The sequence below is a fragment of the Paracoccus mangrovi genome (assembly GCF_042648425.1).
In the GTDB taxonomy this organism is placed as follows: domain Bacteria; phylum Pseudomonadota; class Alphaproteobacteria; order Rhodobacterales; family Rhodobacteraceae; genus Paracoccus; species Paracoccus mangrovi.
The window spans coordinates 1-21096 of the sequence record NZ_JBHRXJ010000011.1; the positions used below are offsets into that span (position 1 = coordinate 1).

Sequence of the window (21096 nt, forward strand, 5' to 3'; positions counted from 1 at the left end):
CCGCCCGCCTGCGCGAACATTGCGAGGCCGAAAGATGCACCCGCTCGCCCAAGGCGGCATTGGTCAGCGATCCATCATGCTGCAACGCATCAAGAATCGCAAGGTCATACCCGTCCATGCCTGTTTCGCGCATTATATCGCCATTTCATGCATCAATCATGCACAAACCTGCGTCACCATGCCGCAGATTGCAACCTTCATGCGGGAATTTCCTGCCATGTTTGGAAAAACCGCCCCGACAGGAGGAAACATCGTTGGGACCTTTTCCGCATGATGCCCCCAAGGCCCGGATCAGCGCCGAGAACCCCGCCGGCACGGATGGGTTCGAATTCGTCGAATTCGCCCATCCCGAACCCGAAAAGCTGGACGCCATCTTTCGCCAGATGGGCTTTGTCCCCGTCGCCCGCCACCGCAACAAGGCGATCACGCTGTATCGGCAAGGCGACATCAACTATCTGCTGAACGCCGAACCGGGCAGCCATGCTAGCGCGTTCGTGGCCGAACACGGCCCCTGTGCGCCGGCCATGGCCTGGCGCGTCGTCGACGCGCAGGTGGCCTTGCGCCGCGCGCTGGATCTGGGGGCGACGGAATATACCGGGCCGGGCAAGTCGATCGACGCGCCGGCGGTGATCGGGATCGGCGGCTCGCTTTTGTATTTCATCGACCGCTATGGCGATACCGGCAGCGCCTATGCCGCCGATTACGACTGGCTGGACGAGGTCGATCCGCGCCCGCAGGGCTTTGGTTTCTATTACCTCGACCACCTGACCCATAACGTCATTCGCGGCAATATGGACACCTGGTACAAGTTCTATCACGACACGTTCAAATTCCGCGAAATCCGCTTTTTCGACATTCAGGGCAAGATGACCGGGCTGGTGAGCCGGGCGCTGACCTCGCCCGATGGCAAGATCCGCATCCCGATCAACGAATCCACCGACGATCACAGCCAGATCGAGGAATATCTGCGCCGCTACAAGGGCGAGGGGATCCAGCACATCGCCATCGGGACCGAGGATATCTATGCCGGGACCGACCGCATCGCCACGGCGGGCATGCGCTTCATGCCCGGCCCGCCCGAAACCTATTACGAGATGTCGCATGACCGCGTGACCGGCCATGCCGAACCCATCGACCAGATGAAGAAACACGGCATCCTGATCGATGGCGAGGGGGTCGTCGGCGGGGGGGAAACCCGGATCCTGCTACAGATTTTCTCGAAAACCGTGATTGGACCGATCTTTTTCGAGTTCATCCAGCGCAAGGGCGATGATGGCTTTGGCGAGGGCAACTTCCGCGCCCTGTTCGAGTCGATCGAAGAGGATCAGCTGCGTCGGGGGGTGTTGCAGCCCAAACCCGCCGCCTGAGGGCTGGTCCCTTGCGCCCTGCCGCGCGCCGTGCCAGTGGCCCGTGCGACCCGGCCGCCCGAACGGGTTTCCAAAAACCGTGCGGCCGGGTCGAATACCGAACGGATCAGGCCTGCATGGTGGCCGCGACCGCGCGTTTCCAGCGCCCATAGCGGGCGGCGCGCGTCGGCTCGTCCATCGCCGGCTCGAACCGCCGCTCAAGCGCCCATTCGCGGGCGAAATCCTCGGGCGGGGGGCAGATGCCCGCGTGCATCCCGGCCAGATAGGCGGCGCCAAGGGCGGTGGTTTCGGTGACCACCGGCCGGTCGACCGGGGCGCCCAGAATGTCGGACAGAAACTGCATGGTCCAGTCGCTGGCCACCATGCCGCCATCGACGCGCAGCACCCCGTCGCCCGAGGTCGCCCAATCCGCGCGCATCGCCTCAAGCAGGTCGCGGGTCTGAAAGCCCACGCTTTCCAGCGCCGCGCGGGCAAATTCGGCCGGGCCGGAATTGCGCGTCAGCCCAAAGACCGCGCCCCGGCTGTCGGGCCGCCAATAAGGCGCGCCAAGGCCGGTGAAGGCCGGCACAAGGATCAGCTCTTGCGTCGGATCGGCGGCCTCGGCCAAGGGCTGGGTCTCGGTGGCGTGGCGGATGATCTTGAGCCCGTCGCGCAGCCATTGCACCACCGCCCCGGCGATAAAGATCGACCCTTCCAGCGCATAAGTGGTCTGCCCGTCCAGCCGATAGGCGATCGTGGTCAAAAGCCGGTTTTTCGACGGCACCATCTGATCGCCGGTATTCAACAGCGCGAAACAGCCGGTGCCATAGGTCGATTTCATCATGCCGGGTTGAAAACAGGCCTGTCCCACGGTCGCCGCCTGCTGATCGCCCGCGACGCCAAGGATCGGGATTTCATGGCCGAACAGATCGGCGCGCGTCACCCCGTAATCATCGGCACAGTCGCGCACCTCGGGCAAAAGCTGCATGGGAATGTCCAGCAGCGCACAGATATCGGCGTCCCAGCGGTTTTCGGCGATATTGTAAAGCAGCGTGCGCGCGGCATTGGTGGCGTCGGTCGCATGCACCTTGCCCCCGGTCAGGTTCCAGATCAGCCACGAATCCACCGTGCCAAAGGCCAGCTCGCCGGCCTCGGCGCGGGCGCGGGCGCCCTCGACATTGTCCAAAAGCCATTTCAGCTTGGTCCCCGAAAAATACGGGTCCAGCAGCAGGCCGGTCCGGGCCGAAATCATCGGCTCATGCCCCTGGGCCTTCAATGTCTCGCACAGCTCGGCGGTGCGGCGGTCCTGCCAGACGATGGCGCGGTGCAGCGCGCGGCCGGTGGCGCGGTCCCACAGCACCACGGTTTCGCGCTGATTGGTGATGCCGATGGCGGCAATGCCGCCGGCCCCCTGCCCCAGCTTTTCGATGGCGGCGCGGGCGGTGGCGGCCACCGTCGTCCACAGATCCGAAGGATCGTGTTCCACCCAGCCCGAGGCCGGGAAATGCTGGGGAAATTCCTCTTGTGCCGAGGCGACGGGCGCAAGGTTTTCGTCAAACAGAATGGCGCGGGACGAGGTCGTGCCCTGATCTATGGCAAGAATATGTTTCAAGGCGGTCTCCTTTGTCCCGGAATGGAAAAGGGGGCGGGACCTCGCCCCGCCCCCCGATTGGCAGCTTACTGCCAGGACTTGATCAGCTCGTCATAAGAAACGGTTTCGCCCTGCGGCTTTTCGTTTTCCAGCTTGGCGACCGGCGCGCCGGTCGCGTCCAGCCATTCCTGCGGATCCTTTTCCTCGTTCAGCTTGGGACCCAGATCGCCCTGCACCTTGGAGCGTTCAAGCCGGGCAAGGACCTTTTCCTGCTCGGCGCAAAGCGCGTCCAGCGCCTCTTGCGGGGTCTTGGCGCCCGACAGCGCATCGCCGATATTCTGCCACCAAAGCTGGGCCAGCTTGGGGTAATCGGGGATATTGGTGCCGGTCGGCGACCACTGCACGCGCGCGGGCGAGCGATAGAATTCGACCAGACCGCCCAGCTTGGGCGCGCGTTCGGTAAAGGACTTGTCCTGAATCGTCGATTCCCGGATGAAGGTCAGCCCGACATGCGATTTCTTCACATCGACCGTCTTCGAGGTCACGAACTGCGCATAAAGCCATGCGGCCTGTGCGCGGTCCACGGGCGTCGATTTCATCAACGTCCAGCTGCCGACGTCCTGATAGCCGATCTTGGTGCCTTCGGTCCAATAGGCGCCATGCGGGCTGGGCGCCATGCGCCATTTGGGCGTGCCGTCCGCGTTCACGACCGGGGTGCCCTCCTTGACCATGTCGGCGGTAAAGGCGGTGTACCAGAACATCTGTTGCGCGATATCGCCACGCGCCGGGACCGGGCCGGCCTCGCCAAAGGTCATGCCCTGGGCTTCCGGCGGGGTGTATTTCTGCAACCACTCGATCGCCTTGGTCACGGCATAGACCGCCGCCGCGTCGTTGGTCGCACCGCCGCGCGCCACGCAGGACCCCACCGGACGGCTGTTTTCATCGACGCGGATACCCCATTCGTCGACCGGCAGGCCGTTGGGTTCGCCCTTGTCGCCCATGCCGGCCATGGACATCCAGGCGTCGGTATACCGCCAGCCAAGGCTGGGGTCCTTTTTGCCGTAATCCATGTTGCCCCAGGCTTTGGTGGGGCCGCCCTCGATATAGGACATGTCGCGGCCGGTAAAGAATTCGGCGATGTCCTCATAGGCCGACCAGTTCACCGGCACGCCCAGATCATAGCCATACTTGGCCTTGAAATCGTCCTTGGTCTTTTGATCGTTGAACCAGTCATAGCGGAACCAATAGAGGTTCGCGAATTGCTGGTCCGGCAGCTGATACAGATCGCCATCGGGCGCGGTGGTGAATTTCAGCCCCAGAAAGTCCGGCAGATCCAGGCCGGGATTGGTGAAATCCTTGCCCTCTTCGGCCATCCACTTGGTCAGGTCGCGCGCCTGCTGATAGCGCCAATGGGTGCCGATCAGATCCGAGTCGTTGACATAGCCGTCATAGATGTTCTCGCCGGTCTGCATCTGGGTTTGCAGCTTTTCGACGACATCGCCTTCGCCGATCAGGTCATGGGTGACCTTGATGCCCGTGATGGCGGTAAAGGCCGGGGCCAGCACCTTGGATTCGTATTCATGGGTGGTGATGGTTTCCGACACCACCTTGATTTCCATCCCGGCCAGGGGCTTCGCCGCATCGACGAACCACTGCATTTCCTTTTCCTGATCGGCGCGCGACAGCGTCGACAGATCGCCGATCTCGGCGTCCAGGAATTTCTTGGCGGCCTCCATATCGGCCCAGGCGGGCGAGGTGCCCGTCACCATCAGCGCAAGCGCCATGGCGGTTCTGGTCGTCAGTCTCATGTTTTCCTCCCTTGGAATGCGAGACGTTGCGTTCTGGTGCCCCGGGCAATCAACGCTGCCCTTGGGCGGGATTTACAAGGTCCGGTCAGACCCAGCGGAACACCGCCGCGGCATAGACCAGACACAGCGCCAAGGCCCACCATAGCGGCGGCCCGGCGAAAAACAGCCAGCCCAGACAGATAAAGGCCGAGCCAAGCAGCGAAATGAAAAGCCGGTCCCCGCGCGTCGTTTCGATCCGCAGGATGCCCTTGCGCGGGGTCTCGGGGAAACGGATGGCAAGAATGGTGAACAGGACCAGCAGGCTGGCGATGGTCCAGAAGAACAGCGCGACCGGGAATGTCCAGGCCATCCAGCCGCCGGGGATCATCGGGTCGAACCATTGCTTTTCGCCATCAAGAACCGGCGTGGCCCAGATCAGGAAACCCAGCGCCGCACCAAGGACAAGCGCGGCAGCGACATAGATCGCGGGCCAGTTGGTGCGGCGGGCGGGGGTTGCGGTGTCAGCCATGGGAAACCTCACACGCGGCCCAGGGCAAAGCCCTTGGCGATATAGTTGCGGACAAACCAGATGACCAAGGCGCCCGGCACGATGGTCAGCACGCCCGCCGCCGCCAGCACGCCCCAGTCCATGCCCGAGGCCGAAACCGTGCGGGTCATCGTCGCGGCGATGGGTTTGGCGTTCACCGATGTCAGGGTGCGGCTCAGCAAGAGTTCCACCCATGAGAACATGAAGCAGAAAAAGGCCGCGACCCCGATCCCCGACGCGATCAGCGGCATGAAAATCCGCACGAAGAACCGGCCAAAGCTATAGCCGTCGATATAGGCGGTCTCGTCGATTTCCTTGGGCACGCCGCGCATGAACCCTTCGAGGATCCACACGGCCAGCGGCACGTTGAAGAGGCAATGCGCCAGCGCCACCGCGATATGCGTATCAAACAGCCCGATCGAGGAATAAAGCTGAAAGAAGGGCAGCGCAAAGACCGCCGGCGGCGCCATCCGGTTGGTCAGCAGCCAAAAGAACAGATGCTTGTCGCCCATGAAGTTATAGCGCGAGAACGCATAGGCCGCCGGCAGGGCGACAAGGATCGAGATCACCGTATTCAGCACCACATAGATGATCGAGTTGACATACCCCATATACCAGCTGGGATCGGTCAGGATGGTGCGATAGTTCTGAAACGTCAGGTTCCGGGGGAACAGGCTGAACGTGCCGGTGATTTCGGCATTGGTCTTAAGGCTCATGTTCAGCAGCCAATAGATCGGCAGCATCAGGAACAGAAGATACAGCACCATCACGACGGCTTGGGACTTGATGCGCATCACAGTTCCTCCGGGATGTCGGATGCGGCCCGGTCCATATCGGTCATCACGGTGTAGAACACCCAGCTGACCAGCATGATCACAAGGAAATACATCAGCGAAAAGGCGGCCGCAGGGCCAAGGTCGAACTGTCCCACCGCCATCTTCACAAGGTCGATGGACAGGAACGTGGTCGAGTTGCCGGGACCGCCGCCGGTGACGACGAAAGGCTCGGTATAGATCATGAAGCTGTCCATAAAGCGCAAGAGCACCGCGATCAGAAGCACCCCCTGCATCTTGGGCAGCTCGATATAGCGAAAGACGGCCCAGCGGCTGGCCTGATCAATCTTGGCCGCCTGATAATAGGCCTGCGGGATAGATTGCAGACCCGCATAGCAAAGCAGCGCGACAAGACTGGTCCAGTGCCAGACATCCATGACCACGACCGTGATCCAGGCATCCAGCGGATCGTTTGTATAGTTGTAATCGATCCCCAGCGCCTCAAGCGTGTGACCCAAAAGACCGATATCGACGCGGCCAAAGATCTGCCAGATCGTGCCGACCACGTTGAACGGGATCAGCAAGGGCAGCGCCATCAGCACAAGCACCACACTGGACCAGAAGCCCTTTTTCGGCATGTTCAGCGCGACGAAAATGCCAAGCGGCACCTCGATGGCCAGAATGATGGCCGAAAACAGCGCCTGACGGCCCAAAGCCTCGTGCAGGCGTTCGGAATGGACCATCTCGTCGAACCATTCCAGACCGGCCCAGAAGAATTCGTTATTTCCGAAGGTGTCGTTGAAGGCATAGTTCACCACCGTCATCAGCGGGATCACGGCCGAAAAGGCCACGACCACCAGCACCGGCAGCACAAGAAACCATGCCTTGTTGTTCCAGGTCTTTTCCATCACGCGGCCCTTTCACGCGCCGGCGCGACGCGCCAGTCATCGGCATAGACGTTGATCCTGTCGGGCGCGAAGGCGACGCGGGGCAGCCCCTCGACCGGCATCCCCTCGGGGACGACGACATTGAGCGCATGGCCCAGCACCTCGCCGCGCACCAGCCGGTGGCGGCCGACATCCTCGACGCGGCGGATATTGAAAGGCAGGCCGCCGGTCGCCGTCAGCATCGCGTGTTCGGGGCGGATGCCGATCTGGACCTGACCCGTGGGCGGGGCATATTCCGCGCCCAGGCCAACCACCTCGCCTCCGGCCAGCGTGGCGCGGTCGCCCTGGACCGTGGCGGGCAGGAAGTTCATGCCCGGCGAGCCGATGAAATAGCCCACGAATGTATGGGCGGGGGCCTCGAACAGCTCTTCGGGCGTGCCCATCTGGACGACGCGGCCGTCATACATCACCACCACCTTGTCGGCGAAGGTCAGCGCCTCGGTCTGGTCATGGGTGACATAGATCATCGTATGGCCGAACTGGCGGTGCAGCTGTTTCAGCTGGGTGCGGAGTTCCCATTTCATATGCGGGTCGATGACGGTCAGCGGCTCGTCGAACAGGATCGCGTTCACATCCTCGCGGACCATGCCGCGGCCAAGGCTGATCTTTTGCTTGGCATCGGCGGTCAGCCCCTGCGCCTTGCGCGACAGCATGGATTCCATGCCGATCATCGCCGCGATCTGATCGACGCGGGCCTTGATATAGGCGGGATCCATGCCCCGGTTGCGCAGCGGGAATGCCAGATTGTCGCGCACCGACATGGTGTCGTAGACGACCGGGAACTGGAACACCTGCGCGATATTGCGCGCCGCCGTCGGCGCATCCGTCACATCGCGGTCGCCAAACAGCACCCGGCCATGGCTGGGCCGCAACAGCCCTGAAATGATGTTCAGCAGCGTGGTCTTGCCACAGCCGGAGGATCCCAGCAGCGCATAGGCCCCGCCATCCTGCCAGACGTGATCCATTTCCTTCAGCGCGTAATCGCGTTCGGATTGCGGATCGGGCAGATAGCTGTGGGCCAGCTTTTTCAGCGTGATCTGAGCCATGATCCCCCCTCAGGCCGCGTTCGCATAGGGCGCGGCGGCGGCAAGCTGGCCATCCTCGCGGAACAGATAGACATGCGCCGGATCCAGCCAGACGGTCAGATCCTGCCCCGGCGTCAGGTCGTGAACCCCCTCGACCAGCCCGACCCAGCGGTCGGCGCCGTGATGGGCGTGGATAAAGGTTTCCGAGCCGGTGATTTCCGTCACCGCCAGCTTGCAGTCAAAGCCGATGGCCCGGTCGCTGTGGCGATGCAGATGCAGGTGATTGGCCCGGAACCCGGCCTGATAGGTGCCATCGGGCAGATCGGCAAAGCCCGCGACCGGCGCCGGGCTTTCGCCCAGGGTGACCTGTCCGCCCCGCTTCTGCGCGGTGACGAAATTCATCGGCGGATCCGAAAAGACGCGGGCGGTGGTGGCGTCCTGCGGCTGGCGATAGACGCGGGGCGTCGGCCCGAACTGGGTCACGCGCCCCTGCCACAGGGTCGCGGTATTCCCGCCCAGAAGCAGCGCCTCTTCGGGTTCGGTGGTGGCATAGACAAAGATCGCGCCCGAGGCCTCGAAGATGCGAGGGATCTCGACGCGCAACTCCTCGCGCAGCTTATAGTCAAGATTGGCCAGCGGCTCGTCGAGAAGAACCAGCCCCGCGCCCTTGACCAGCGCCCGCGCCAGCGCGCAGCGCTGTTGCTGGCCACCCGACAGCTCAAGCGGCTTGCGGGTCAGCATGGGGGTCAGGCGCATCATCTCGGCGGTTTCGCGGACGCGGCGGTCGATTTCATCGGCGGGCCGGCCCAGAATGCGCAGCGGCGACGCGATGTTTTCGTAAACCGACAGGCCCGGATAGTTGATGAACTGTTGATAGACCATGGCGACGCCCCGGTCCTGAACCCGCTGGCCGGTCACGTCCTGACCGTTCCACAGGATGCGCCCGGCCGACGGCTGGTCCAGCCCCGCCATCAGCCGCATCAGGCTGGTCTTGCCCGACAGCGTCGGGCCCAGCAGCACGTTCATCGTGCCCTTCTGCAAGGTCAGGCTGGTCGGGTATATGTGCACCCTGCCCCCGACCACGCGCGACACGCCCTGCAATTCCAGCATGCCCTTCCCCCTTGATCCTTGCTACTGCGCCGCCGCGCCGACGGCGGGCATGCGGGCCACGAACCGATCCAGTTCGCGGGCCTGTTCATCATTCATGTGCAGCCCCAGCTTGGTGCGGCGCCACAGGATGTCATCGCCGCTGCGTGCGAATTCCTTGTCGGTCAGCCAACGCAGCTCGGCCTCGGTCAGACCGGCCCCGAAATCGTGGCCCAGATCGGCCAGGCTTTTCGCATCGCCCAGCACAAGGAACGCGTCGGTGCCATAGGTCCGCACCAGCCGGCGCGCATCGCGCGGGCTGAGGAACGGATAGGCCGCGCCCAGCCGCGCGATCAGCGCGTCGACCCCGTCGACCGGGAAATCCCCGCCCGGAAGCGGCACCCCCGCCGTCCAGTTGCCCGAGGCCTGCGGAAAGAATGGCGCAAGCTTTGTCAGCGCGCTTTCCGCCAGCCGGCGATAGGTGGTGATCTTGCCGCCGAACACATTCAGCAGCGGCGCCCCCTGATCGTTGAGGCTGAGCACATAGTCCCGCGTCGCCGCCGTCGCCGATTTGGCGCCGTCATTGTAAAGGGGCCGCACCCCGGAATAGGTCCAGACCACCTGATCGGGCGTCACCGGCGTTTTGAAATACTGGCTCGCGAATGCGCAAAGGTAATCGCGTTCCTCGTCGGTACAGCGGGCCTCGCCCGGCGCACCCCTGTGGTCCATGTCGGTGGTCCCGATCAGGGTGAAATCCTGTTCATAGGGAATGGCAAAGATGATCCGCCCGTCGGTCCCCTGAAAGAAATAGCAACGATCGTGGTCGTAAAGTTTCGGCACCACGATATGGCTGCCGCGCACCAGCCGCACCCCCTCGGTCGAGGGGATATGCGCGACATTGCGTATCACGTCCTCGACCCATGGCCCGCCGGCATTGACCAGCGCGCGGGCATGATGGATCTGCGTGCCGCCCTCGCCCTCGGTGGTGATCCGCCACAGATCGCCCTGACGCTCGGCATGGCTGACGCGGGTGCGGGTCATGATGGTGGCGCCGCGCGCCTCGGCGTCGCGGGCATTCAGCACCACCAGCCGCGAATCCTGGACCCAGCAATCGGAATATTCCCAGCCCAGCCCGAAGCCGGGCTTCAGCGGTCGGCCCAGCGGGTCGCGGGCAAGGTCAAGCCGCGCCGTCCCCGGCAGGATCTTGCGCCCGCCCAGATGGTCGTAAAGAAACAGCCCCAGCCGGATCAGCCAGGCCGGCCGCCGCCCCTTCATCCAGGGCATGACCATCCCCAGAAGGCGCGAGGTGGGGGTGTCGCTTTCAAAGCGCATATCCGGCGAATAGGGCAGCACAAAGCGCATCGGCCAGCTGATATGGGGCATCGCGCTCAACAGGGTTTCGCGTTCCTCAAGCGCCTCGCGGACCAGCCGGAATTCGAAATATTCCAGATAGCGCAGCCCGCCGTGAAACAGCTTGGTCGAGGCCGATGAGGTCCCCTGTGCCAGATCGCCCATCTCGGCCAGCGTGACCGTAAGGCCGCGCCCGGTGGCGTCACGCGCGATGCCGCAGCCATTGATGCCGCCACCGATGATGAAAAGATCGACCGCCGGCCGTTCCATGACTGACACGCCGCGCCCCTCCCTCGCTGTTGGTGTGCGCATTTCCACGCTCAGGTGTAGCGTTTGCCCGGATTCGGTCAAGCGGGAATATTCGTTTTTGACCGTTTCGTAACGGAAACGAAAATAATCATGCGGATTGCGCGGAAAATTTCTGCGATGCGGCGCAAAATCGTGGGGAAAGCCCGACAAAATGCGCGGTTTCACGCGGTTTCGGACCCCTCCGCGCCATGGAAAAGGGGCGGTGCCGCCGATTGCGACACCGCCCCCATTGTTCATTCCCTGCCCGGATGGCCGGGCGGACGGGCCTTAGCCCTTGGCGCGTTCCACATAGGTCAGGTCGGCCGTGTTGATCACGACCTTGGTGCCGACGCCGATATGGGGCGGGACCATGATGCGCACGCCGTTATGGGCCATCGCCGGCTTATAGCTCGAGGACGCGGTCTGGCCTTTGACGACCGGCTCGGTCTCGGCGATTTCGACGGTGACGCGCTGCGGCAGTTCGATGGCGATGACGACACCGTTATGCACTTGCAGGAACACGCGGATCCCGTCCTCCAGAAACACCTTGTCGTCGCCGATCACGTCGGGCGAAACCACGACCTGCTCATAGCTTTCCGGCTCCATGAAGTGGAAGCCTTCGCCATCCTCGTAAAGGAAATCGTATTCGCGTTCGTCGACATGGGCACGCTCGACCTGTTCGGTGGTCTTCCAGCGTTCCGAGACCTTGTTGCCGTCGGCGATGCGGCGCAGATCGACCTGCGTCGTCGGCGTGCCCTTGCCGGGGTGGAAGTTCGTCGCCGTCAGGACGACATGAAGCTTGCCGTCGATTTCGACGACATTGCCTTTGCGAAGGCTGGAGGCGATGACTTTCAAGGCGGTTCCCTTGTCTGCTTTTCAAATACCGGGGGGCCGGCTATCCAGAGGGCCGGCAGAGATGGCGTCCCATAGCGCGTTTCGCGCCACAGCGCCAGACGCAAGCGATATGGGCAGTTTCGGGGACGGATCATGGCAAGAACAGGCGAAACCCCGTGGTGGGACCGCGACCGTCATGCCGGGCGCCGGCCCCTGCTTTTGGCGCGCAACCGCATCCAGGCGGCGATCCGCGACTGGTTGGGGGCGCGGGATTTCCTGGAAATCGACCCCGCCGCGCTGGCCGTCAGCCCGGGAAACGAGGCGCATCTTCACGGGTTCGAAACCCGCCAGATCGGCAATGACGGTGTGCCCCGGGCGATGTATCTGCATACCAGCCCGGAATTCGCGATGAAAAAGCTGTTGGCGGCGGGCGAGGCGCGGATATTTTCGCTGTCCCATGTCTGGCGCAATCGCGAACGCGGGCCGCTGCACAGCCCCGAATTCACCATGCTGGAATGGTATCGCGCGGGCGAAGACTATCGCCAGCTCTTCGAGGATTGCGCCGCCTTTCTTGGTCTTGCCGCCGAGGCGGCGGGGGCCGAACGGCTGCAATTCCGGGGCATTACCTGCGACCCCTCTGCCACGCCCGAGGTGGTGACGGTGGCCGAGGCCTTTGCGGAATTTGCCGGGATCGACCTGCTTGCGACCTGCGACGGCGCGGAAACCGACGCGGAGGCCCTGCGCGCGCAGGCGGTGGCGCGGGGGATCCGGCTGGGCGCGGATGACGGCTGGTCGGACATGCTGTCGCGCATTCTGGTGGAAAAGGTCGAGCCGCATCTGGGCCATGGCCGGCCGCTGATCCTTGACCGTTATCCGGCGGCCGAGGCGGCGCTGGCGCGTCCCGCCGCCGACCCGCGCGAGGCCGAGCGGTTCGAGCTTTATGCTTGTGGGGTCGAGCTTGCCAACGGCTTTGGCGAATTGACCGACCCGACCGAACAGCGCCGCCGTTTCCTGATGGAAATGGACGAAAAATCCCGCGTTTACGGCGAACGCTATCCGCTGGACGAGGATTTTCTGGCCGCGCTGGCAAGCATGCCGCCGGCCTCGGGCTGCGCGCTGGGGTTCGACCGGCTGGTCATGCTCGCCACCGGCGCGCCGCGTCTTGACGAGGTGATCTGGACCCCGGTCGCGCCCTAGGCCAGCGCGCGCGGACGCGGCCCGCCGGTCGCCCAGTCCAAAAGTTCGGCGGTATGCACCACCGGCACGCCCGTCCCCGACCCGATCTGCATCATGCAGCCGATATTGCCGGCGCTGATCACCTGCGGGGTCAGCGCCTCAAGCGTTTCGACCTTGCGCTGTTTCAGCTGACCCGAGATTTCGGGCTGCATCAGGTTATAGGTCCCGGCCGAACCACAGCAGATATGGCTGTCCTTTGGCTCCAGCACGGTAAAGCCGGCGGCGGCCAGCAGGTCCTTGGGCGCGGCCCGGACCTGTTGGCCATGTTGCAGCGAACAGGCGGAATGATAGGCCACGCGCAGCGGCTCGGCATGGGTCGCGCCATCAAGGCCCAGATCGGCCATCACCTCGGTGATATCGCGCGCAAGCGCCGCCACCTGCGCCGCGTCATCGGCCAGGGGGCCGCCCGCGAACATATTGCCGTAATCCTTGACCGTGGTGCCGCAGCCCGAGGTGTTGATCACCACCGCATCAAGGCCGCCGGCCCGGATCTCGGCCATCAGCGCGCGGATATTGGCGGCGGCCGAGGCGTGGCTTTCATCCGTGCGCCCCATGTGATGGGTCAGCGCGCCACAACAGCCCATGCCCTTGGGGATCACCACCTCGCAGCCATGGCGGCGCAACAGGCGGATGGTGGCGTCGTTGATATCGGTGTTCAGCGCCCGCTGCGCACAGCCAATCAAAAGCGCCACCCGCTTGCGGCGCGTGCCGGTCGCGGCAAAGACCTGTGGCCGGTCGTTCAGGCTGGGCGGCGGGATGTCCTGGGGCGCCATGTCCAGCATCGCCCGCAGGCGCGGATCGGGCAGCATGCGCCGGAACGGCCGCGCCAGCTTCGCCCCCGCCAGCGCAAGCCGGAACCGCCCCGGATAGGGCAGGATCCGCGCCAGCATCCAGCGCAGCGCCCGGTCGTGCCACGGGCGGCGGTAATGGGTTTCGATATATTCCCGCGCGTGATCGACCAGATGCATGTAATGCACCCCCGAGGGACAGGTGGTCATGCAGCTTAGGCAGGACAGACAGCGGTCGATATGCTGGACGGTTTTCGCATCCGGCACCTTGCTGTTTTCCAGCATGTCCTTGATCAGATAGATTCGCCCGCGCGGGCTGTCCAATTCGTCGCCCAGCACCTTGTAGGTCGGACAGGTCGCGGTACAGAACCCGCAATGCACACAGGACCGCAGGATTTCATTGGCGCGCGCGGTGCCGGGATCGGCCAATTGGGCGGGGGTGAAATTCGTCTGCATCTCAGCCCTCCATCAGACCGGGGTTCAGGATGCCGGCGGGGTCGAATTGCCGCCGCAGCCCCTGCGACAGCGCGGCGACCGGGGCCGGCGCGGGCGGGAATGCCGGACCGGTCAACCCGCCGCGCCGGATCAGCGTGGCATGGGGTGCGATGGCGCGGATCGCCGCGACCTCGCCCGGCCCGGAATACCAGATCAGCCCGCCACCCCAATCCAGCGAACAGGCCCCGCCCATCGCCTCAAGCGCGGCGGAAACGCGCGGGGCATCGGTCGGCTTGACCAGCACCCGCCACAGGGGCGCCTCGCCACCCGCGAAATGGGTCACGTCGCGCAGATCCTGCCACAACCGGGCCGAGGCCGCGCCGTCCAGCTGTTCCACGATCCGCCCCGGCATCAGCGTCAGCAGCCGGTCGCGGCGATAGCTCAGCTGTCGGGGGTCCAGCGCCTCGATCCGCAGCCATGCAGTGTCATTGCGAAAGGCCGCGCCCGAAACCTCATAGGGTGTGGCGAGCGTCGCCGAAAACAGGGCCACCGCCTCGGGCGCCGTCAGGTTGCGGATGGCCAGCGTCAGCCGCTCGGGCAAAAGCGGCAGCGTTTTCAGCGCCACCTCGGTGACCACGCCCAGCGTGCCATGCGCCCCCGCCAGCAGCTTGCCCAGATCAAGGCCGGTGACATTCTTCATCACCCGGCCGCCATTCTTGATGACGCGCCCCTGCCCGTCGACAAACCGCAAGCCCAGCAGATGGTCGCGGCAAGCCCCGGCCAAAAGCCGGCGCGGCCCCGAGGCATTCGCGGCCACCACGCCGCCGATGGTCGGGCGCCCGCGCGTGCCCAAAGCGCCGCGCATGTCCGGCGGCTCGAACGCAAGCGCCTGACCCTCGGTGGCCAAAAGCGCGGTGATATCCTCAAGCGGGGTGCCGGCGCGGGCGATCAGGGTCATCTCGCCGGGCGCATAGGTCACCACGCCCGCAAGGCGCGACATGCCAAGCGTATCGCCGGGCAGATGCGCGGTGTCGACCCGCGTGCCGCCGCCCGCGATGCGCAGGGGCGCGCCGCTTCGGCGGTGATCGGCGACCAGCTCGGCCAGTTCGGCCTCGGTCGCGGGGGTCAGGGATGCGGGGGCAAGGCTGGTTTCGGCATCAACGCTCATTCCGCGGCGGCCCTTTCGCGATGGGGCCGGCTTGCGGCCAGCGGGAACACCTTGGCCGGATTCAACAGCCATTGCGGGTCGAACACATCCTTGACCTGCATCTGGATCGCCAGATCGTCGGGGGCGTATTGCGTGCTCATCAGATCGCGCTTTTCGATGCCCACCCCATGCTCGCCGGTCAGACAGCCGCCGACCTCGACGCAAAGCCGCAGGATGTCGGCGCCAAAGGCCTCGGCCCGTTCCAGATCGCCGGGCGTGTTGGCGTTGAACAGGATCAGCGGATGCATATTCCCGTCGCCGGCATGAAAGACATTCGCGACCTCAAGCCCGTGCTGGCGCGACAACTCGCCGATCATCTTAAGCGTATAGGGCAGCTTGCCCACCGGCACGGTGCCATCGAGACAGATGTAGTCGCCCAGACGCCCCATGGCGCCGAATGCCGATTTGCGCCCCTTCCAGATCGCCGCCGCCTCGTCGGCATTGCGGCTTTCGCGGAACTCGACCGGGTCCAGCGCATCGGCGATCTCACGGATACGGCCCAGCTGAAAGGCGATTTCCTCGGGCGATCCCTCGACCTCGACAACCAGCACGGCGGCGCATTTGGGATAGCCGGCATGGGCAAAGGCCTCGACCGCGCGCAGACAGGGCTCGTCCATATATTCGATGGCGACCGGCAGCACGCCCGAGCGGATGATGCGCGCCACGCATTCCCCCGCCACCTCGGCATCGTTGAAGCCGATCAGCACCGGGCGCGCGCCCTCGGGGCGGGGCAGGATGCGCAGGATGGCCTCGGTCACAATGCCAAGCTGGCCTTCCGAGCCGCAGAAAAGGCCCAGCAGGTCCAGCCCCGCCGCGCCCATTTCCGGGCCGCCCAGTTCGATCACCTCGCCCGTGGTCAGAACGACCGTGGCACCCATCAGGTTGTTGGTGGTGACGCCGTATTTCAGACAATGCGCGCCGCCGGAATTCATCGCGATATTCCCCGCGATGGTGCAGGCAAGCTGCGACGAGGGATCCGGCGCGTAAAAGAACCCCAAAGGTTCCAGCTCGGCGCTGACCGACAGGTTGGTGACGCCGGTCTGGACGCGGATGAACCGGTTTTCGGTGTCGATTTCCAGCATGTCGCGCAGCCGCATGGTGCCGATGACCACGCTGTCGGCGGTGGGCAGCGCGCCCCCGGCCAGCGATGTGCCCGCGCCGCGCGGCACCACCGGCACCCCCAATTCGTGACAGACGCGCATCGCGGCCGCGACCTCGGCCGTGCTGCGCGGCAGGACGACCGCAAGCGGCGCACAGCGATAGGCGGTCAGCGCGTCGCATTCATAGGCGCGGGTTTCCTCGGGGTCGGAAATCACCGCATCCCCGGGCAGCACCGCGCGCAGGGCGGCGACGATCTGGGGCGCGCGCGACAGGATGCGCGGATCGGGTGCGGGCATGGCGATGCTGGACACGGGCGGCTCCTCCTCCTCGTCCCTGGCTTGGGGTTGTGGTAAAATTATTTGACCACAGCTGTCAACCGGCACAATCAGCTTACCAGACGGTTGCACGGGCTGGCGCGATGCGGGATGATGCGCGACCATGACCGACACACCCATGACCCGCCGCGCGGCCCAAATCGTCGCCAGCCATATCGAGAAGCTGATCCTTGAGGGCGCCTTGCGCCCCGATGAATATCTGCTGGGCGAACGCGAACTGGCGGCGCGGCTGAACGTCTCGCGCCCGACATTGCGCGACGGGCTCAAGCTGCTTGAGGATCGCGGGCTGGTGGTGGCCGAGCGCGGGCGCGGCACCCGCATCGCCGCGTTGGGGGCGGCGGCGATCACCGATCCGCTGATCGCGCTTTTGGCGGGGTCGCCGGAACTGGCCGACGATTATCTGGAATTTCGCGATGTCGTGGAAAGTCAGGCCGCGGCACTGGCCGCCACCCGCGCCAATGATGTCGACCGCCGGATGATCGCGGATTGCCTTGCCGCCATCGAGGCCGCCCATGCCGGCGCCGACCCCACCGAAGAGGCCGAGGCCGACGCCGCCCTGCATCTGGCGATCTATGAGGCCAGCCACAACCTTGTGCTGTTACAGATGATGCGGGCGCTTTCGGGCATCCTGCGCAGCGACGTGATCCAGAATCGCGGCCGCATGTTCACCATTCCGGCGATCCGCGAATTGCTGCGCGACCAGCACCGCGCCATCGCGCAGGCGATTCTGGATCGTGACGCGGCCGCCGCACAGACGGCCGCGCATGAGCATCTGGCCTATATCCGCCACGCCTCGCGCGAAATCCACGAATCCGAGGCCCAGCTAGGCCAGTCGCTGCGCCGGCTCAGCGGCGGCGGGCTGGGTCAGCGCACGGCCCCGACCCCCCACCTTGCCACCGATCCCCGGGCCTAGGTCACCAGCCACAGGGACAGCGCCGGCACCCCGATAATCAGCGCCAGCCGAAAGATATCGGCGACCCAGAACACGAACACACCCCGAAAGATCGTGCCCAGCGTCACATCCGGCAGAACCGAGCGCAGGACGAACACGTTCATGCCGATGGGCGGCGTGATCAGGCTGATCTCGGTCACCACCACGACGATGATCGCGAACCAGATCAGCACCGCGTCGGGATCGGCCAGCACCGCGAGCCCGAAATCCAGGTTCGAGATGACCGGATAGAACACCGGCACCGTCAACAGGATCATCGACAGGCTTTCCAGAAAGCAGCCCAGCACAAGATAGATCAGCACGATCAGCAAAAGCACCGTCCATGCCGACAGGCCCAACCCCTCGACGATCTGCGACAGGCTGTCGGGCAGCCCGGCGAAGGTGACGAAATTGCTGAATATCTCGGCCCCGATGATGATGGCAAAGATCATCGCCGAGGCGGTGGCGCTGTCCAGAAACGCCGCCCACAGCGCCGGCCGCGTCAACCCGCCGGTCAGGCCCGCGATGATCAGCGCGGCGAAGGCGCCCATGCCGGCGGCCTCGATCGGGGTGAACAGCCCGCCATAGATGCCGATCATGATGAACGCAAACAGCGCCAGAACGGCCGCGACGCTGATCGCGTCCTGCCGGGTCATCGGCATCACCTCGCCCACCTTGGGCGCAAGTTCCGGTTTCAGCCGGACCGCGACCATGACCGCGACCAGATAGCCGATGATGCCGACAATGCCCGGGATGATGCCGGCCAGAAACAGCTTGCCGATATCGGCCTCGGTCAAAAGGCCAAAGATGATCAGCACGACCGAAGGCGGGATCAGAATGCCCAGCGTGCCCCCCGCCGCGATGGAGCCGGTCGCAAGGCTGTCGGAATAACCGAAGCGCCGCATCGAGGGCATGGCGACCTTGGACATGGTGGCGGCGGTGGCCAGCGACGATCCGCAGACCGCCGAAAAGCCGCCGCAGGACAGCACCGTCGCCATCGCAAGCCCGCCGCGCATGCGCCCGAACACCCGGTCGGCGGCGGAAAACAGCCCCTGCGCGATGCCCGATCCGGCCAGCACATTGCCCATGAAGATGAAAAGCGGCACCACCGACAGCGAATAGTTCAGCCCGGTCTCGAACACCGCATTGCCGACCATGGCCCCGGCCGGCGCCCAGCCGCGCAGAATGGCGAAACCGACGCCGCCGACAATTGCCATGGCGAATGCAATCGGAATGCGCACGAAAACCATCGCCAGCAGGATGGCGAATGCGATCAGGGAAATGGTCATGCCGCCACCTCGTCGCGCGGCAGGATCAGGATCAGGCTCGACACCGCGCAGCTGATCGCCGCCAGAAAGGCCAGTGGCGCCATCGGCAGCATCAGCGACGCGCTGCGCGTACCCTCATGCCATTGGTCCAGCCCGATCACCGCCAGCCGCCAGGCGAAATAGGCCAGCGCGGCGGCCGAAACCAGTCCCGCCAGCCGCCCCATCAGCACCTGCACCCGCCGCGAAAACATGTGCAGCGCCAGATCGACCTCGACATGGCCACCATCGGCGGTGGTCAGCGGCAGCGCCACGAAAACCAGCGCCGCCAGCAGCATCTGCGTCAGCTCATAGGCGCCGCCAAAGGGCCGGTTCAGCAGATAGCGGCCGAAAACGTCAATGCAGGTGACGCCGATCATCAACGCGATCAACAGCGCCGCGACCACGGCAAGCGCGCGATACCAGCGCGCCTGCCGGTGCGGCACCCGGCCGGGGATCATGTCCGGTGCCGGCGCGCTCATTCCAGATTGACCCCGGTTTCCTTGCGGAACTCGGCCAGCGCGGCGGCGCCGTCATAGCCTTGGCCCAGGCTGTCGGACCATTTCTGTTCCAGCTCGCCCGCCTTGGCCTTGAGCGCGGCGACGATTTCCGGCGAAGCCTGATAGAAATCGACCTTGTCGCCGATCTCGGCCTTGGCGGCGCTGTCGGCATCGTTCCACGCCTGTCCGACGCGTTCGGCAAAGGCCTCGCCCGACAGCGCCTCGATGGCGGCGCGGTCCTCGTCGCTCAGCGCGTTCCACTTGGCTTCGTTGATCACAAAGAACCATGTGGTGTTATAGATGCCGCCCGGCACCGTCATCGAATATTTGATGTCATCGACAAGGTTGAAGGCGGTCATCGCCTCATAGGTAAAGGCCACGCCATCGATGACCCCGCGCGACAGCTTCTCATAGACCTCGGGCGAGGACATGAACAAAGGCGTCGCCCCCAGCGCGCCGACCAGATCGGCGACATAGCCGCCCGGCACGCGGATCTTGAGCCCCTTCATGTCGGCGACGGTCTCGATCTTGCGCTTGTTGTTGTGCAAAAGCCCCGGCCCATGCATGAACAGGCCCAGAAGATGCGTGCCCTTATGTTCCTCGGCCGCGTTCAGGGTGCCGCCGTAAATCTTCCAGTAGGCTTTCGAATTGGCGATGGCGTCATCGCCCAGAAAGCTGAACTGGCCCAGACGCGCGCGGTTGAAGCGGTCATCCTCGGTAAAGGAATGCAGGCCATAGGTGATGTCGGCCACGCCGTCGCGGGCCATGTCGAAATGCGCCGGCGGGCTGCCCAGAGGCTTGCCCATGATGCGCACGGTGACGCGGCCGTCGGTCGCCTTTTCGACCGCCTCCGCCCAGGGCTTGAACGCATTCACCACGATCGGGTGCTTGGGCGGCAGCCAGGACGACATGATCAGTTCTTCGGCCATGGCCGGCATGGCGGACAGAAGCAGGCCGGCCAGTGCGAATTTGAGCGATTTCATTTCCTCTCTCCCTGTTATGTCTTCGCCTTGGGCGAAGGGTCGTAAAGTTCGGGCCGCGCGGCCGCAAAGGCGGGATGCGCCGCACAATGCGCGGCCACGGCACGGATACGCGACAGATGGTCAAAGCCGACCCCCCAGCGCGTGGCGTTGTAAAGCTGTGGGATCAGCGCGCAATCGGCCAGCCCGGGCGTGTCGCCATGACAGAACCGCCCGTCAAAGCCCGGATGGTCCAGCATCGCCTCGACCGCGGCCAGCCCGGCGCCGATATTGTCGCGGTTCCATTGGCCGCGCGCATCCGGCCCCGCCAGCGCCTCGACCCGCTTCAAGACGACAAGGTTCGACAGCGGATGGATCTCGCAGGCGATGGCCTGCGCCACGGCCCGCACATGCGCCCGCGCGCCCTCGTCCCGGGGCAAAAGCGGCGGCGCGGGCCGCGTCTCGTCCAGATATTCGATGATGGCCAGCGACTGCGTCAGCACCCGCCCATCGATTTCCAGCGCCGGCACAAGCCCCTGCGGGTTCAGCGACAGATGCGCGGGACCGCGCTGCGCCCCGGCCACTAGATCGACCGCCACCCGGTCATAGCCGATCCCCTTGAGCGCCAGCGCAATCCGCACCCGATAGGACGCCGAGGACCGCCAGTAATCATGCAGCACAACCGCGCCCGTCGCGTGGCCCCGGCCGGGCACAGCCCCCGCCATG

General features: G+C 64.9%; 20 protein-coding genes. 3 read left to right on the forward strand and 17 right to left on the reverse strand.

From position 1 onward, the window contains the following. Positions 1–133 (reverse strand): Lrp/AsnC family transcriptional regulator (locus ACFOMH_RS14290; RefSeq protein ID WP_377745444.1); only part of this gene is annotated, 133 nt, incomplete at its 3' end. Positions 134–254: 121 nt separating this feature from the next. Between ACFOMH_RS14290 and hppD the strand changes: the two genes are divergently transcribed. After that, positions 255–1367 (forward strand): 4-hydroxyphenylpyruvate dioxygenase, encoded by a 1113-nt coding sequence (gene hppD / locus ACFOMH_RS14295; protein WP_377745278.1) that lies wholly within the window; start codon positions 255–257, stop codon positions 1365–1367. A gap of 106 nt (positions 1368–1473) precedes the next feature. On the opposite strand, the gene glpK is transcribed toward hppD, so the two are convergent. From glpK to efp, 9 genes are all read right to left on the reverse strand, one after another. Continuing rightward, positions 1474–2958, reverse strand: a complete 1485-nt coding sequence (glpK, locus tag ACFOMH_RS14300) for a glycerol kinase GlpK (protein ID WP_377745280.1) — start codon at positions 2956–2958, stop codon at positions 1474–1476. A 65-nt stretch (positions 2959–3023) separates the two neighbouring features. Then, positions 3024–4745, reverse strand: a complete 1722-nt coding sequence (locus ACFOMH_RS14305) for an ABC transporter substrate-binding protein (RefSeq protein WP_374426747.1) — start codon at positions 4743–4745, stop codon at positions 3024–3026. Positions 4746–4830: 85 nt separating this feature from the next. Then, positions 4831–5253, reverse strand: a complete 423-nt coding sequence (locus tag ACFOMH_RS14310; RefSeq protein ID WP_374426744.1) for a DUF2160 domain-containing protein — start codon at positions 5251–5253, stop codon at positions 4831–4833. Positions 5254–5261: 8 nt separating this feature from the next. After that, a complete protein-coding gene (locus ACFOMH_RS14315) occupies positions 5262–6065 on the reverse strand; it encodes a carbohydrate ABC transporter permease (RefSeq protein WP_374426742.1) in 804 nt (267 codons plus the stop codon). After that, positions 6065–6952 (reverse strand): carbohydrate ABC transporter permease, encoded by an 888-nt coding sequence (locus ACFOMH_RS14320; protein ID WP_377745283.1) that lies wholly within the window; start codon positions 6950–6952, stop codon positions 6065–6067. Before ACFOMH_RS14320 ends, ACFOMH_RS14315 begins: the two co-directional genes overlap by 1 nt. Continuing rightward, entirely contained in the window at positions 6952–8037 is a 1086-nt protein-coding gene (locus ACFOMH_RS14325; protein WP_377745285.1) for an ABC transporter ATP-binding protein, read from the reverse strand. The genes ACFOMH_RS14320 and ACFOMH_RS14325 overlap by 1 nt, the downstream gene beginning before the upstream one ends. A 9-nt stretch (positions 8038–8046) precedes the next feature. Beyond that, positions 8047–9126 carry an ABC transporter ATP-binding protein gene (locus tag ACFOMH_RS14330; protein WP_374426733.1) on the reverse strand — a complete coding sequence of 360 codons (1080 nt, stop codon included), beginning with the start codon at positions 9124–9126 and terminating at the stop codon, positions 8047–8049. A 21-nt stretch (positions 9127–9147) separates the two neighbouring features. Beyond that, positions 9148–10722, reverse strand: coding sequence for a glycerol-3-phosphate dehydrogenase (gene glpD, locus ACFOMH_RS14335; protein ID WP_377745446.1), 1575 nt, complete (start codon positions 10720–10722; stop codon positions 9148–9150). Between the two features lie 306 nt (positions 10723–11028). Then, a complete protein-coding gene (gene efp / locus ACFOMH_RS14340) occupies positions 11029–11595 on the reverse strand; it encodes an elongation factor P (protein WP_374426730.1) in 567 nt (188 codons plus the stop codon). Between the two features lie 132 nt (positions 11596–11727). Here efp and epmA point away from each other — a divergent pair, with 132 nt between their 5' ends. Next, positions 11728–12771 carry an EF-P lysine aminoacylase EpmA gene (gene epmA / locus ACFOMH_RS14345; RefSeq protein ID WP_377745288.1) on the forward strand — a complete coding sequence of 348 codons (1044 nt, stop codon included), beginning with the start codon at positions 11728–11730 and terminating at the stop codon, positions 12769–12771. Here the strand turns inward: epmA and glcF are convergent. The 3 genes from glcF to ACFOMH_RS14360 are packed head-to-tail and all read right to left on the reverse strand — an operon-like array spanning position 12768 to position 16643. After that, a complete protein-coding gene (gene glcF / locus ACFOMH_RS14350) occupies positions 12768–14054 on the reverse strand; it encodes a glycolate oxidase subunit GlcF (protein ID WP_377745290.1) in 1287 nt (428 codons plus the stop codon). The two genes, epmA and glcF, sit on opposite strands and share 4 nt — an antisense overlap. 1 nt (position 14055) lies before the next feature. Then, on the reverse strand, positions 14056–15201 hold the full coding sequence (locus ACFOMH_RS14355; protein ID WP_377745292.1) for an FAD-binding protein: 1146 nt from the start codon (positions 15199–15201) through the stop codon (positions 14056–14058). Then, positions 15198–16643: an FAD-linked oxidase C-terminal domain-containing protein gene (locus tag ACFOMH_RS14360; RefSeq protein ID WP_377745448.1), complete on the reverse strand. Its 1446-nt coding sequence runs from the start codon at positions 16641–16643 to the stop codon at positions 15198–15200. The genes ACFOMH_RS14355 and ACFOMH_RS14360 overlap by 4 nt, the downstream gene beginning before the upstream one ends. Positions 16644–16779: 136 nt before the next feature. Here ACFOMH_RS14360 and ACFOMH_RS14365 point away from each other — a divergent pair, with 136 nt between their 5' ends. Further along, positions 16780–17589 (forward strand): FadR/GntR family transcriptional regulator, encoded by an 810-nt coding sequence (locus ACFOMH_RS14365; RefSeq protein ID WP_374426719.1) that lies wholly within the window; start codon positions 16780–16782, stop codon positions 17587–17589. On the opposite strand, the gene ACFOMH_RS14370 is transcribed toward ACFOMH_RS14365, so the two are convergent. Genes ACFOMH_RS14370 through maiA form a run of 4 tightly spaced genes read right to left on the reverse strand, consistent with a single transcriptional unit; the run spans position 17586 to position 21095 of the window. Continuing rightward, the gene (locus tag ACFOMH_RS14370; protein ID WP_377745293.1) at positions 17586–18896 is read right to left on the reverse strand and encodes a TRAP transporter large permease; all 1311 of its coding nucleotides are present in this window, start codon (positions 18894–18896) and stop codon (positions 17586–17588) included. The genes ACFOMH_RS14365 and ACFOMH_RS14370 overlap by 4 nt on opposite strands. Beyond that, on the reverse strand, positions 18893–19393 hold the full coding sequence (locus tag ACFOMH_RS14375; RefSeq protein ID WP_374426713.1) for a TRAP transporter small permease: 501 nt from the start codon (positions 19391–19393) through the stop codon (positions 18893–18895). Before ACFOMH_RS14375 ends, ACFOMH_RS14370 begins: the two co-directional genes overlap by 4 nt. Next, positions 19390–20394, reverse strand: coding sequence for a TRAP transporter substrate-binding protein (locus ACFOMH_RS14380; RefSeq protein WP_377745296.1), 1005 nt, complete (start codon positions 20392–20394; stop codon positions 19390–19392). Before ACFOMH_RS14380 ends, ACFOMH_RS14375 begins: the two co-directional genes overlap by 4 nt. A gap of 14 nt (positions 20395–20408) precedes the next feature. Continuing rightward, positions 20409–21095: a maleylacetoacetate isomerase gene (maiA, locus tag ACFOMH_RS14385; protein WP_377745298.1), complete on the reverse strand. Its 687-nt coding sequence runs from the start codon at positions 21093–21095 to the stop codon at positions 20409–20411. Position 21096: the final 1 nt, after the last annotated feature.

Coding starts and splice junctions, on each gene's coding strand:
- ACFOMH_RS14305 (WP_374426747.1), bottom strand. CDS start 4,745: ATGAGACTGACGACCAGAACCGCCATGGCGCTTGCGCTGATGGTGACG.
- ACFOMH_RS14310 (WP_374426744.1), bottom strand. CDS start 5,253: ATGGCTGACACCGCAACCCCCGCCCGCCGCACCAACTGGCCCGCGATC.
- ACFOMH_RS14315 (WP_374426742.1), bottom strand. CDS start 6,065: ATGCGCATCAAGTCCCAAGCCGTCGTGATGGTGCTGTATCTTCTGTTC.
- ACFOMH_RS14320 (WP_377745283.1), bottom strand. CDS start 6,952: ATGGAAAAGACCTGGAACAACAAGGCATGGTTTCTTGTGCTGCCGGTG.
- ACFOMH_RS14325 (WP_377745285.1), bottom strand. CDS start 8,037: ATGGCTCAGATCACGCTGAAAAAGCTGGCCCACAGCTATCTGCCCGAT.
- ACFOMH_RS14330 (WP_374426733.1), bottom strand. CDS start 9,126: ATGCTGGAATTGCAGGGCGTGTCGCGCGTGGTCGGGGGCAGGGTGCAC.
- glpD (WP_377745446.1), bottom strand. CDS start 10,722: ATGGAACGGCCGGCGGTCGATCTTTTCATCATCGGTGGCGGCATCAAT.
- epmA (WP_377745288.1), top strand. CDS start 11,728: ATGGCAAGAACAGGCGAAACCCCGTGGTGGGACCGCGACCGTCATGCC.
- glcF (WP_377745290.1), bottom strand. CDS start 14,054: ATGCAGACGAATTTCACCCCCGCCCAATTGGCCGATCCCGGCACCGCG.
- ACFOMH_RS14355 (WP_377745292.1), bottom strand. CDS start 15,201: ATGAGCGTTGATGCCGAAACCAGCCTTGCCCCCGCATCCCTGACCCCC.
- ACFOMH_RS14365 (WP_374426719.1), top strand. CDS start 16,780: ATGACCGACACACCCATGACCCGCCGCGCGGCCCAAATCGTCGCCAGC.
- ACFOMH_RS14370 (WP_377745293.1), bottom strand. CDS start 18,896: ATGACCATTTCCCTGATCGCATTCGCCATCCTGCTGGCGATGGTTTTC.
- ACFOMH_RS14375 (WP_374426713.1), bottom strand. CDS start 19,393: ATGAGCGCGCCGGCACCGGACATGATCCCCGGCCGGGTGCCGCACCGG.
- ACFOMH_RS14380 (WP_377745296.1), bottom strand. CDS start 20,394: ATGAAATCGCTCAAATTCGCACTGGCCGGCCTGCTTCTGTCCGCCATG.
- maiA (WP_377745298.1), bottom strand. CDS start 21,095: ATGGCGGGGGCTGTGCCCGGCCGGGGCCACGCGACGGGCGCGGTTGTG.